Below are 12268 nucleotides of genomic sequence, written 5' to 3'. Positions count from 1 at the left end.
TTTTTTATTGCCTGACGCAAACCCCGTGGCGAGGGAGCTTGCTCCCGCTGGGTTGCGAAGCGACCCTAAAATCAGCCATCGCGAGTATTCAGATGGAACGCGATTGCCGGATTACGACCGCTTCGCGATCGAGCGGGAGCAAGCTCCCTCGCCACACAAGCTCCCTCGCCAAAAGGGTATGCGCTTACTCGCCTTCGTCGAAGAAGTTGTTGATCAGCGCCACCAATGCATCCATCGCTTCCTGCTCCTGCTCACCTTCAGTGCTCAGGTGGATCTTGGTGCCTTTGCCCGCCGCGAGCATCATCATGGCCATGATGCTTTTGCCGTCGACCATGGATTGCGGGGTGCGTCCGGCTCTGATCTGGCAGGGAAACTGACCCGCGACGCCAACGAATTTGGCGGAAGCACGGGCATGCAGACCCAGTTTGTTGATGATTTCAATTTCCAGAGCAGGCATCGCGGTGTGAATCCTTTAGCTAAGGTCGCGGTGGCGAACCTGGACGTTCTTCAGGGATTGTTGCAGGACCTGGCCCAGACGTTCGGTCAGGTAGACGGAGCGGTGATGCCCGCCGGTGCAGCCAATGGCAATGGTGACATAAGCGCGGTTGCTGGCGGCAAAGCGCGGCAGCCATTTGAGCAGGTAAGTGGAGATGTCCTGGAACATCTCTTCGACATCCGGCTGAGCCGCCAGGTACTCGGCAACCGGCAGGTCCAGCCCGGATTGCGCGCGCAGTTCCGGTTTCCAGTACGGGTTCGGCAAGCAACGTACGTCGAACACCAGATCGGCATCCACCGGCATGCCCCGCTTGAAGCCGAAGGATTCCACCAGAAACGCAGTGCCCGGCTCTGGCTGGTTCAAGAGGCGCAACTTGATGGTATCGCGCAGTTGATACAGGTTCAGGTTGGTGGTGTTGACCTTGAGGTCTGCGAGGTCAGCAATCGGCCCCAGCAGATTGGTCTCATCATTGATGGCTTCGGCCAGCGAGCGGTTGGCATTGCTCAGCGGGTGGCGACGACGGGTTTCCGAGAAACGCTTGAGCAAGGTTTCTTCGTCAGCGTCCAGGTACAGCACATCGCATTGAATGTGCCGACTGCGTACTTCTTCCAGCAGCTCGGGGAAACGTGAGAGGTGACTCGGCAGGTTGCGTGCATCGATGGAAACCGCGACCAGTGGTTGCGCCAACTCGGTGTGAATCAGTGCGCGCTCGGCCAGTTCCGGTAACAGGCCGGCCGGGAGGTTGTCGATGCAGTAGTAACCGTTGTCCTCCAATACATCGAGGGCGGTGCTTTTACCTGAGCCAGAACGGCCGCTGACGATGATCAAGCGCATGATTAGTGACCGTTCTGCTCGTCAAGGACAACCTGGTACAAGGCTTCATTGCTTTTTGCGCTGCGCAGGCGATCGCGGACTTCTTTACGATCGAGCATGCTGGCGATCTGGCGGAGCAGTTCCAGGTGCGCATCGGTAGCGGCTTGCGGGACCAGCAAAACGAACAGCAGGTCGACCGGAGCACCGTCGATGGCGTCGAAATCTATTGGCGCGTCCAGGTGGATCAAGGCACTGATGGGCGACTCGCAACCTTTGAGGCGGCAGTGGGGGATGGCGATGCCGTTGCCAAAACCGGTGGAGCCGAGTTTTTCGCGGGCGACCAGGCTCTCGAAGACGTCCTGCATGGCCAGACCCGGCACTTCGCGGGCGATCAGGTTGGCAATTTGTTCGAGGGTTTTCTTTTTACTGCCGCCCGGCACGTTCACCAAAGAACGGCCGGGGGTCAGGATGTTTTCAAGTCGGATCATGGGTTGGGAGTGTTAACGACCCGTTGCGCCCTGGAGAACACTTTGGGTCTTTTCCTTATGCTTTTTGAGTTGGCGATCCAGTTTGTCGGTCAGGGCGTCAATCGCGGCATACATGTCGTTATGCTCAGCGTTGGCGACCACTTCTCCACCGGGGATATGCAGCGTGGCTTCGATTTTCTGCAGCAGCTTCTCGACGGTCAACGTGACCTGCACATTGGTGATCTTGTCGAAATGCCTTTCTAATCGTTCGAGTTTTTCGCCGATATAGATGCGCAGGGGTTCGGTCACTTCCAGTTGGTGTCCACTGATGTTGACTTGCATACAGCTTCTCCTTCGTTGCCAGTGCATAAGGCGGCAGGCTGGCTTGCCTGCCACTAGAGCGTGTCCGAAAAGCTTTCGAACACACCCTGGAACGCTATGGCGTAGCCCGTCACATCAACCGCTTGCGTTCGCTCGAAGGCGCGATCCCCAGGGACTCGCGGTACTTGGCGACGGTGCGGCGGGCCACCTGAATGCCTTGTGCCTCCAGTAAACCAGCGATCTTGCTGTCACTCAACGGCTTTTTCTGATTTTCCGCGGCAACCAGTTTTTTGATGATCGCGCGGATCGCTGTGGACGAGCATTCACCGCCCTCAGAGGTACTGACATGGCTGGAGAAAAAATATTTCAGTTCATAAATACCGCGTGGGGTATGCATGAATTTTTGCGTGGTCACCCGTGAAATCGTCGACTCGTGCATGCCGACCGCTTCGGCGATGTCATGCAGGACCAACGGCTTCATGGCCTCATCGCCGTACTCAAGGAAGCCGCGCTGGTGCTCGACGATCTGGGTGGCGACTTTCATCAGGGTTTCGTTGCGGCTTTGCAGGCTCTTGATGAACCAGCGCGCTTCCTGCAACTGATTGCGCATGAAGGTGTTGTCGGCGCTGGTGTCGGCGCGCCGGACGAAGCCGGCGTATTGCGGGTTGACGCGCAGGCGCGGAACCGACTCCTGGTTCAGCTCCACCAGCCAGCGCTCGTTGTCTTTGCGCACGATGACATCGGGCACCACATATTCGGCTTCACTGGACTCGATTTGCGAACCAGGACGCGGGTTGAGGCTCTGCACCAGTTCGATGACCTGGCGCAGCTCATCTTCCTTGAGCTTCATGCGGCGCATCAGCTGGCTGTAGTCGCGGCTGCCCAGCAGGTCGATGTAATCGATGACGAGGCGCTTGGCCTCGGCCAGCCAAGGGGTCTTGGCGGACAATTGACGCAGTTGCAGCAACAGGCATTCGCTGAGGTTGCGTGCGCCGATACCGGCCGGCTCGAATTGCTGGATGCGATGCAGGACGGCTTCAATCTCGTCGAGCTCGATGTCCAGTTCCGGATCGAAGGCTTCGAGGATTTCCTCGAGGGTTTCGTCCAGATAGCCCTGATTGTTGATGCAGTCGATCAGGGTCACCGCGATCAGTCGATCGGTATCGGACATCGGCGCCAGGTTCAATTGCCAGAGCAGATGGCTCTGCAGGCTCTCGCCGGCGGACGTGCGGGTGGTGAAATCCCATTCGTCGTCATCGTTGCTCGGCAGGCTGCTGGCGCTGGTCTGGTAAACGTCTTCCCAGGCGGTGTCGACCGGCAGCTCGTTAGGGATGCGCTCGTTCCAGTCGCCTTCATCGAGGTTATCTACCGTAGGCGTGGTTTCCTGGTAGGAGGGTTCCTGGATGTCGGTGTTGGGTTTCTGCTCGATGTTGTCCGCCATCGGGTCGGCGTTATCGAAGTCGTCGCCATCTTCCTGGCGTTCGAGCATTGGATTGGACTCCAGTGCCTCCTGGATTTCCTGTTGCAGGTCCAGGGTCGACAATTGGAGCAGGCGGATGGCCTGTTGCAGCTGCGGTGTCATCGTCAGCTGCTGGCCCATTCTCAAGACTAGCGATGGTTTCATGGCAGGGGCTTAACACCTTATTCGCCGGCGCACATGCGCCATCCACTACAGGGCGCCGAAGCGCCAAACATAAGCAAATTATATGCCTGAAACTGAAGTGTTTGCCTAGAGCGCTGTAACAATAAATACGTATAGTTTTATTGGGGCAAGCGCTCCGACGACTGACCAGGCACCTCAGTGCTTACAGACGGAACTCATGGCCCAGATACACTTCCTTGACCAGATCATTGGCCAGGATGGTTTCGGCGTCGCCTTCGGCAATCAGTTGGCCGTCGTTGACGATGTAGGCGGTTTCGCAGATGTCCAGGGTTTCACGAACGTTGTGGTCCGTGATCAGCACGCCGATACCCTTGGCCTTGAGGTGGTGAATGATCTGCTTGATGTCGCCCACCGAAATCGGGTCCACGCCGGCGAAAGGTTCGTCAAGCAGGATGAATTTCGGTGCCGTGGCCAGGGCGCGAGCGATTTCCACACGGCGACGTTCGCCACCGGAAAGGCTCATGCCGAGGTTGTCGCGGATGTGGTTGATGTGGAATTCCTGCAGCAGGCTTTCCAGCTCTTTGCGACGACCGGCCTTGTCGAGTTCCTTGCGGGTCTCGAGGATGGCCATGATGTTGTCGGCAACCGAGAGTTTGCGAAAGATCGACGCTTCTTGTGGCAGATAGCCGATCCCCGCTCGTGCACGACCGTGCATTGGCTGGTGGCTGACGTCGAGGTCGTCGATCAGAACGCGCCCCTGATCAGCCTGGACCAGGCCCACGATCATGTAGAAGCAGGTCGTCTTGCCGGCACCGTTCGGGCCTAGCAGGCCGACGATCTGGCCGCTGTCGATCGACAGGCTGACGTCACGCACGACCTGGCGGCTCTTGTAGCTCTTGGCCAGATGCTGGGCTTTCAGAGTTGCCATTACTGGGCCTTCTGCTCGTCGGTTTTCTTTTTCGGCTGGATAACCATATCGACCCGTGGGCGCGGCGCGGTCACCGAGGCACCGGTAGCGCGGCCTGCGTTAGCAACCTGCTTGACAGTGTCGTAGACGATTTTTTCGCCTTCGGTGGTGTTGCCTTCGTTGATCACCTTGGCGCGGTCAATCAGTACGATGCGGTTTTGCGCGGCATGGTACTGGATAGTCACCCCATAGCCCTGGACGGGTTTCGTGTCGGTTGGCTTTTGCAACTGCTCGAAATACGCCAGGTTGCCCACCGAGGTCACGACATCGATGTCGCCGGCCTTGGTGCGGGTGATGGTCACGGTGTTGCCTTTGATGATCATCGAGCCCTGGGTAATGATCACGTCGCCTTTGTAGGTGGCCACGCCATTCTTGTCGTCCAGCTGAGCATCGTCAGCCTGAATGCGAATGGGTTGCTGGCTATCGTTCGGCAGAGCCCAGGCGCTCACGCTTCCCAGTGCTGCGCCCAGACTGAGCAAAATAGGGAGAGTTTTAACGAGCCTCATACTGTCCTCTTACGTTCGATAGCAGGTGTATCCTGCTGTCTTTCAAATACGCTTTCATTCCGTTACCCGTCGATACACCACCAGCGCCGTCGATTCTAACGGCTTGCTCGGTCTGCGCATATTGCTGTTGCGGGAATACCGTCATACGACTACTGGTAATCAGCATCGGGCGGTTCTGTTCGTCGGTGCGTGCGATACGTACCGAGTCGATCAACTCAACCTCAGTGCCGCCCGAATTGACTTCGCCACGTTCGCTCTGGACGTGCCAGGGGTACGCGGTGCCCCGATACATGTTCAGGTCAGGCTTGGTCAGCAGGGTGATGTCGGTCGCTTTGACATGCTCGACCTTGTCGGACGTCATGTCGTACTGCAATTTGCCATCGGGCAGGTACTGCACGCTGTGGGCGTTGATGGCGTAGTAGTCGATCTGGCTCTCGTCGACGTGCGCTACCGGCTTGTCGAGAAAACGTTCCGGGCTGATGTTCCAGTAGCCAACCGCCGCGAACAACGCGGCAATGACCCCGAAAAACAGTATGTTGCGAATCTTCTTGCTCAGCATAAGTGGCTCACAGGTACGCGGCATTAGCCGCTTCAAGGTTGCCCTGGGCGCGCAGGATGAGTTCACAGAACTCGCGAGCAGCACCTTCGCCACCACGGGCCTGAGTGATGCCGTGAGCCTGCTCGCGGACGAAGCTGGCGGCGTTGGCCACTGCCATGCCCAGGCCCACGCGGCGAATCACCGGCAGATCCGGCAGGTCGTCACCCAGGTAGGCAACCTGTTCATAGCTTAGGCCCAGCTGTGCCAGAAGCTCGTCGAGCACCACCAGTTTGTCCTCGCGGCCCTGATACAGGTGAGGAATGCCAAGGTTTTTGGCGCGTCGCTCGACCACCGGGGTCTTGCGTCCGCTGATGATGGCGGTCGTCACGCCAGAGGCCATCAGCATCTTGATGCCCTGGCCGTCGAGGGTGTTGAAGGTCTTGAATTCGCTGCCGTCTTCGAGAAAGTACAGGCGGCCGTCGGTCAGCACACCATCGACGTCGAAAACCGCAAGCTTGATGTTTTTGCCGCGTTGCAGCAGGTCCGCGCTCATTACATTACTCCCGCACGCAGCAAATCGTGCATGTTCAAGGCGCCCACCGGACGGTCCTCGCTGTCGACCACCACCAGTGCACTGATTTTGTGGTCTTCCATGATTTTCAGGGCTTCGGCGGCGAGCATTTCGGCGCGCGCAGTCTTGCCATGAGGCGTCATGACGTCGTCAATGGTGGTTTGATGGATGTCGATGGTCCGGTCCAGTGTGCGACGCAGGTCGCCGTCCGTGAAAATGCCGGCGAGTTTGCCATCAGCATCCAGTACCACGGTCATGCCCAGGCCTTTGCGGGTCATTTCCATCAGCGCGTCTTTGAGCGGCGTGCCGCGCACGACTTGCGGCAGTTCCTGGCCTGCGTGCATGACGTTTTCGACTTTCAGCAACAAACGTCGACCCAGAGCACCGCCAGGGTGTGAAAACGCGAAATCTTCGGCAGTGAAGCCGCGGGCTTCCAGCAAGGCAACGGCCAGTGCATCACCCATTACCAGCGCCGCCGTGGTGGAGGAGGTCGGTGCCAGGTTCAGCGGGCAGGCTTCGTGCTCGACATGAACATTGAGGTTCACTTCGGCAGCCTTGGCCAACGGCGAATCAGGATTGCCGGTCAGGCTGATCAGTTTGATGCCCAGACGCTTGATCAGCGGCAGCAGCGTGATGATTTCGTTGGTGGAGCCGGAGTTCGACAGCGCGAGGATGATGTCATCGCGAGTGATCATGCCCATGTCGCCGTGACTGGCTTCGGCCGGGTGTACGAAAAAAGCCGTGGTGCCGGTGCTGGCGAGGGTGGCGGCAATCTTGTTGCCGATGTGCCCGGACTTGCCCATGCCGACCACGACCACGCGGCCTTTGCTGGCCAGAATCATCTCGCAAGCGCGTACGAAATCTGCGTCGATGTGGGGCAGCAAGCCTTCTACGGCTTCAAGCTCGAGGCGGATGGTGCGTTGTGCTGATTGAATCAGGTCGCTGGATTGGCTCATGTCAGAAATCGTATAGCCTGAGAAAAGGCGGCGATTATAGCGGTAATGAGCAAATCCCTCACGTTAGTTCGTCGTGCTTTATTCAGGCGACTCCCGCAAACGCTGAAACTCGTGTCTTTTTGCCTGTCTTGATGCTGAACGCCGCGGGCTTCGGCCTTGGGCGGTTTGCATTAGCAGTGATATAGTTCGTCGCCAGTTCGGCCTGGATATTATGTGCTCTCGGCAGGGAGCCCGGCGTCCGAGTGAGAGGCTTGCATCGCAAGGAGTTTAGATGAGTGCCGATAACGCCTACGCGGTCGAGCTGAAGGGAGTGTCCTTCAAGCGCGGCGCGCGCAGCATTTTCAACAATGTCGATATTCGCATTCCGCGCGGCAAGGTTACCGGCATCATGGGACCTTCCGGTTGCGGAAAAACTACACTGCTGCGCCTGATGGGCGCGCAGTTGCGCCCTTCAGGTGGCGAAGTGTGGGTCAACGGGCAAAATTTGCCCACGCTGTCTCGTAGCGACCTGTTCGATGCGCGCAAGCATATGGGTGTGCTGTTTCAGAGCGGCGCGCTGTTCACGGACCTCGATGTTTTCGAAAACATCGCCTTTCCGCTGCGTGTTCATACCCGGCTTCCGGATGAAATGATTCGTGACATCGTCTTGCTCAAGTTGCAGGCAGTGGGGTTGCGCGGTGCCATCGACCTGATGCCCGATGAGTTGTCCGGCGGCATGAAGCGTCGTGTCGCGCTGGCACGGGCGATTGCCCTCGATCCGCAAATTCTGATGTACGACGAGCCTTTTGTCGGGCAGGACCCAATCGCCATGGGCGTTCTGGTGCGCCTGATCCGCCTGCTTAACGACGCCTTGGGCATCACCAGCATCGTGGTTTCCCATGATCTGGCCGAAACCGCGAGCATTGCCGATTACCTGTACGTGGTAGGCGATGGGCAGGTGTTGGGGCAGGGGACTCCCGATGAGCTGATGAATTCCGATAATCCGCGGATTCACCAATTCATGAAGGGTGATCCAGACGGGCCGGTACCGTTCCACTATCCAGCGACGGATTACCGCGCAGATCTTCTGGGGAAGCGCTGATGCGCAAGATTTCACTAATAGAGAGAGTTCGTCGATTCGGCCAGGCCGGCATCGACAGCATCGCGGTGCTCGGTCGTTCATCACTGTTCCTGTTTCATGTCCTGCTGGGACGTGGTGGTGTCAGTGGCGCATTTGGCTTGCTGGTCAAGCAGCTGCACTCGGTCGGCGTGATGTCCCTGGTGATTATCGTGGTCTCCGGGATATTCATCGGAATGGTGCTGGCGCTGCAAGGCTTCAACATTTTGTCCAGCTACGGTTCGGAACAGGCGGTCGGGCAGATGGTTGCGCTGACGCTGTTGCGTGAGCTGGGGCCGGTGGTGACTGCGTTGCTGTTCGCCGGGCGTGCCGGTTCCGCATTGACCGCCGAGATCGGCAACATGAAGTCCACCGAGCAGTTGTCCAGTCTGGAAATGATTGGCGTCGACCCGCTCAAGTACATCATTGCCCCCCGTTTGTGGGCCGGCTTCATTTCCCTTCCAGTGCTGGCGATGATTTTCAGCGTGGTCGGTATCTGGGGCGGTTCCTGGGTAGCTGTCGACTGGTTGGGTGTGTATGAAGGTTCCTACTGGTCGAACATGCAAAACAGCGTGACGTTCGACGGTGATGTATTCAATGGCATCATTAAAAGCATTGTATTTGCCTTTGTCGTGACCTGGATCGCCGTATTCCAAGGCTACGACTGTGAGCCCACTTCCGAAGGGATCAGTCGTGCCACCACCAAAACCGTGGTGTATGCCTCATTGGCCATCCTCGGCCTGGACTTTATTTTGACTGCCTTGATGTTTGGAGATTTCTGATGCAAAACCGCACCCTGGAAATCGGTGTCGGCCTTTTCTTGCTGGCTGGCATCCTGGCTTTAGTGTTGCTTGCCCTGCGGGTCAGTGGACTGTCCCCTGTTTCGAGCACCGACAGCTATAAACTGTATGCGTATTTCGACAATATCGCCGGTTTGACGGTCAGATCAAAAGTGACCATGGCCGGTGTGACTATCGGCAAGGTCACGGCTATCGATCTGGATCGCGACAGCTTCACCGGGCGAGTGACCATGCAACTGGAAAAGCGCGTAGATAATCTGCCGACTGACTCCACTGCATCTATCCTCACGGCGGGCCTGTTGGGCGAAAAATACATCGGTATCAGCGTGGGCGGGGAACAGTCCCTGCTCAAGGATGGTGGGACCATTCATGACACGCAGTCGTCGCTGGTGCTCGAAGACCTGATCGGTAAATTCCTGCTCAATACCGTTAGCAAAGACGCTAAATAAGGAGTTTTTTTCATGATCTCTACCTTGCGACGTGGCCTGTTGGTATTACTTGCAGTCTTGCCATTCATGGGTAACGCCGTGGCTGCGCAGTCCGCGCACGATATCGTGCAGGACACCACCAATCGGCTGCTCGCCGATCTGTCGGCCAATAAAGCGAAGTACAAACAGGACCCGAACGGTTTCTACGATGCCTTGAACACCATCGTCGGGCCGGTGGTGGATGCCGAGGGCATCTCCAGGAGCATCATGACGGTCAAGTACTCGCGCAATGCCACACCTGCGCAAATGAAAACCTTTGAAGATAACTTCAAGCGCGGCCTCTTCCAGTTCTATGGCAATGCTTTGCTCGAATACAACAATCAGGGCATTACCGTTGACGCGGCCAAGGATGAGTCGGGAGACCGTACCAGCGTTGGCATGACGGTCAAAGGCAGCAATGGCGCGATCTATCCTGTGTCCTACACACTCGAAAAGATCAATGGCGAGTGGAAGTTGCGCAATGTGATCATCAACGGCATCAACATCGGCAAGCTGTTCCGTGATCAGTTCAGCGACGCGATGCAGCGCAATGGCAATAACCTGGACGCGACCATCAATGGTTGGGCCGGTGAAGTCGCCAAGGCCAAGGAAAAAACCGACGCAGAAGCGACTCAGAAGAAGCCCGCCCAATGAGTGAGTCGGCTGTCAGCATGGGCGAGGCCGGTGAGCTGATGCTCAGCGGTGTACTCGATTACCGTACTGGGCCAGCCTTGCGCAAGCAGGGCCAGGCCTTGATCAAGTCGAGCACAGCGCCAGCCCTGGTACTTGATTGCTCGGGTGTGCAAAAGTCCAGCAGCGTCGGTTTGTCGTTGTTACTGTGTTTCATGCGTGATGCGCAAGCGGCGGGCAAGGCGCTGAGCATCCGTGCCTTGCCTGACGACATGCGTGAAATCGCTCAGGTCAGCGAATTGACTGAGTTGTTGGCACACCCCTAACTATCATCTATAAAGAAGCCCCCCGTCAGAGTCCTGCTATGCGGGGTTCGCAGGCGCGGGGCTTTTTTGTATGATGTCCGACCCGCGCGCACAGGGCGCCGATTGAGGTTGAGCATGCAGGCCAACGAAGTGAAGAGCTTTCTTGAAGGAAAGCTGTCCGAGACTCTTTTATCAGTACAGGTAGAAGTTGAGGGCGAAGGCTGCAACTTTCAGCTGAACGTGATTAGCGATGAACTGGCGGCATTGAGCCCGGTCAAGCGTCAGCAGCAGATCTATGCCCATTTGAACCCATGGATCACCGATGGCAGCATCCATGCGGTCACTATGAAATTTTTCAGCAGCGCGGCCTGGGCCGAGCGCACCTGAGCCCAAGGGCGTCGAGATTCTTATGGATAAACTGATTATTACCGGCGGCGTTCGTCTTGATGGCGAAATCCGCATCTCCGGGGCAAAGAACTCTGCCCTGCCGATTCTGGCTGCAACGCTGCTGTGCGATGGCCCGGTTACGGTCGCCAACCTGCCGCACCTGCACGACATCACCACCATGATCGAGCTGTTCGGTCGCATGGGCATCGAACCGGTGATCGACGAAAAACTCAGCGTCGAAATCGACCCGCGCACCATCAAGACCCTGATCGCTCCGTACGAGCTGGTTAAAACCATGCGTGCGTCGATTCTGGTTCTGGGCCCGATGGTCGCGCGTTTCGGTGAAGCTGAAGTCGCACTGCCTGGCGGTTGCGCCATCGGTTCGCGTCCGGTCGACCTGCACATCCGTGGCCTTGAAGCCATGGGGGCAACCATTGACGTGGAAGGCGGCTACATCAAGGCGAAGGCGCCAGAAGGCGGCCTGCGCGGTGCAAACTTCTTCTTCGATACCGTCAGCGTGACCGGTACCGAGAACATCATGATGGCCGCTGCTCTGGCCAAGGGCCGCAGCGTTCTGGCAAACGCCGCGCGCGAGCCTGAAGTCGTCGACCTGGCGAACTTCCTGAACGCCATGGGCGCGAAGGTTTCCGGTGCCGGCACCGACACCATCACCATCGACGGCGTCGAACGTCTGCACACGACCACTTACAAGGTGATGCCGGACCGTATCGAAACCGGTACTTACCTGGTGGCTGCTGCCGTGACTGGCGGGCGCGTGAAGGTCAAGGACACCGATCCGACCATCCTTGAAGCCGTTCTGGAAAAACTCAAGGAAGCCGGCGCTGAAATCACTACCGGCGAAGACTGGATCGAACTGAACATGCACGGCAAGCGGCCGAAAGCCGTCAACGTGCGTACCGCTCCGTACCCGGCGTTCCCGACCGACATGCAAGCACAGTTCATCTCCCTCAACGCGATTGCCGAAGGCACTGGCGCTGTGATCGAGACGATCTTCGAAAACCGCTTCATGCACGTCTACGAATTGCACCGCATGGGCGCTCACATCCAGGTCGAAGGCAACACCGCGATCGTCACCGGCATCGAAAAGCTCAAGGGCGCGCCAGTCATGGCCACCGACCTGCGGGCTTCGGCCAGCCTGGTGATTTCGGCGCTGATCGCCGAAGGCGACACGCTGATCGATCGCATCTACCACATCGACCGTGGTTACGAGTGCATCGAAGAGAAACTGCAGATGCTCGGCGCGAAAATCCGCCGCGTACCGGGCTAGTTCCTGCTTCATGGGCACAGGGACGTGCCCGTTGATTTGTTGAAGTCGGGGGTGTTT

General features: G+C 57.8%; 17 protein-coding genes. 7 read left to right on the top strand and 10 right to left on the bottom strand.

Annotation, left to right across the window (positions count from 1 at the left end; all coding sequences use genetic code 11):
- Positions 1-184: 184 nt before the first annotated feature.
- The 10 genes from HK44_RS10180 to HK44_RS10135 form a co-directional block, all read right to left on the bottom strand.
- Positions 185-457: an HPr family phosphocarrier protein gene (locus HK44_RS10180; RefSeq protein ID WP_019691890.1), complete on the bottom strand. Its 273-nt coding sequence runs from the start codon at positions 455-457 to the stop codon at positions 185-187.
- A gap of 15 nt (positions 458-472) precedes the next feature.
- On the bottom strand, positions 473-1330 hold the full coding sequence (gene rapZ / locus HK44_RS10175) for an RNase adapter RapZ (RefSeq protein WP_019691891.1): 858 nt from the start codon (positions 1328-1330) through the stop codon (positions 473-475).
- Between the two features lie 2 nt (positions 1331-1332).
- Positions 1333-1797 (bottom strand): PTS IIA-like nitrogen regulatory protein PtsN, encoded by a 465-nt coding sequence (gene ptsN, locus HK44_RS10170; protein ID WP_019691892.1) that lies wholly within the window; start codon positions 1795-1797, stop codon positions 1333-1335.
- A 12-nt stretch (positions 1798-1809) separates the two neighbouring features.
- Positions 1810-2118, bottom strand: a complete 309-nt coding sequence (hpf, locus tag HK44_RS10165; protein ID WP_019691893.1) for a ribosome hibernation-promoting factor, HPF/YfiA family — start codon at positions 2116-2118, stop codon at positions 1810-1812.
- 109 nt (positions 2119-2227) lie between these two features.
- Positions 2228-3721, bottom strand: a complete 1494-nt coding sequence (locus HK44_RS10160) for an RNA polymerase factor sigma-54 (protein WP_019691894.1) — start codon at positions 3719-3721, stop codon at positions 2228-2230.
- Positions 3722-3902: 181 nt separating this feature from the next.
- A complete protein-coding gene (gene lptB, locus HK44_RS10155; RefSeq protein ID WP_019691895.1) occupies positions 3903-4628 on the bottom strand; it encodes an LPS export ABC transporter ATP-binding protein in 726 nt (241 codons plus the stop codon).
- Entirely contained in the window at positions 4628-5173 is a 546-nt protein-coding gene (lptA, locus tag HK44_RS10150) for a lipopolysaccharide transport periplasmic protein LptA (protein ID WP_019691896.1), read from the bottom strand. The genes lptB and lptA overlap by 1 nt, the downstream gene beginning before the upstream one ends.
- The gene (lptC, locus tag HK44_RS10145) at positions 5160-5732 is read right to left on the bottom strand and encodes an LPS export ABC transporter periplasmic protein LptC (protein ID WP_024264836.1); all 573 of its coding nucleotides are present in this window, start codon (positions 5730-5732) and stop codon (positions 5160-5162) included. The genes lptA and lptC overlap by 14 nt, the downstream gene beginning before the upstream one ends.
- Positions 5733-5739: 7 nt before the next feature.
- Complete coding sequence (locus HK44_RS10140; protein WP_019691898.1) at positions 5740-6264, bottom strand: KdsC family phosphatase; 525 nt, start codon at positions 6262-6264, stop codon at positions 5740-5742.
- A complete protein-coding gene (locus HK44_RS10135; RefSeq protein ID WP_024264835.1) occupies positions 6264-7238 on the bottom strand; it encodes a KpsF/GutQ family sugar-phosphate isomerase in 975 nt (324 codons plus the stop codon). The genes HK44_RS10140 and HK44_RS10135 overlap by 1 nt, the downstream gene beginning before the upstream one ends.
- Before the next feature lie 271 nt (positions 7239-7509).
- Here HK44_RS10135 and HK44_RS10130 point away from each other — a divergent pair, with 271 nt between their 5' ends.
- From HK44_RS10130 to murA, 7 genes are all read left to right on the top strand, one after another.
- On the top strand, positions 7510-8319 hold the full coding sequence (locus HK44_RS10130) for an ATP-binding cassette domain-containing protein (RefSeq protein ID WP_019691899.1): 810 nt from the start codon (positions 7510-7512) through the stop codon (positions 8317-8319).
- Positions 8319-9116 (top strand): lipid asymmetry maintenance ABC transporter permease subunit MlaE, encoded by a 798-nt coding sequence (mlaE, locus tag HK44_RS10125; RefSeq protein WP_019691900.1) that lies wholly within the window; start codon positions 8319-8321, stop codon positions 9114-9116. Before HK44_RS10130 ends, mlaE begins: the two co-directional genes overlap by 1 nt.
- Positions 9116-9583: an outer membrane lipid asymmetry maintenance protein MlaD gene (mlaD, locus tag HK44_RS10120; protein ID WP_019691901.1), complete on the top strand. Its 468-nt coding sequence runs from the start codon at positions 9116-9118 to the stop codon at positions 9581-9583. Before mlaE ends, mlaD begins: the two co-directional genes overlap by 1 nt.
- A 12-nt stretch (positions 9584-9595) precedes the next feature.
- A complete protein-coding gene (locus HK44_RS10115) occupies positions 9596-10255 on the top strand; it encodes an MlaC/ttg2D family ABC transporter substrate-binding protein (protein ID WP_019691902.1) in 660 nt (219 codons plus the stop codon).
- A complete protein-coding gene (locus HK44_RS10110; RefSeq protein ID WP_019691903.1) occupies positions 10252-10557 on the top strand; it encodes an STAS domain-containing protein in 306 nt (101 codons plus the stop codon). The genes HK44_RS10115 and HK44_RS10110 overlap by 4 nt, the downstream gene beginning before the upstream one ends.
- A gap of 114 nt (positions 10558-10671) precedes the next feature.
- On the top strand, positions 10672-10923 hold the full coding sequence (locus tag HK44_RS10105; RefSeq protein WP_019691904.1) for a BolA family protein: 252 nt from the start codon (positions 10672-10674) through the stop codon (positions 10921-10923).
- Between the two features lie 22 nt (positions 10924-10945).
- Positions 10946-12211, top strand: coding sequence for a UDP-N-acetylglucosamine 1-carboxyvinyltransferase (gene murA, locus HK44_RS10100; RefSeq protein ID WP_019691905.1), 1266 nt, complete (start codon positions 10946-10948; stop codon positions 12209-12211).
- Positions 12212-12268 lie beyond the last annotated feature (57 nt).

The organism is Pseudomonas fluorescens HK44, assembly GCF_000217955.3.
Classification (GTDB): domain Bacteria; phylum Pseudomonadota; class Gammaproteobacteria; order Pseudomonadales; family Pseudomonadaceae; genus Aquipseudomonas; species Aquipseudomonas fluorescens_AQ.
This window is presented reverse-complemented; position numbering and strand designations above follow the sequence as displayed.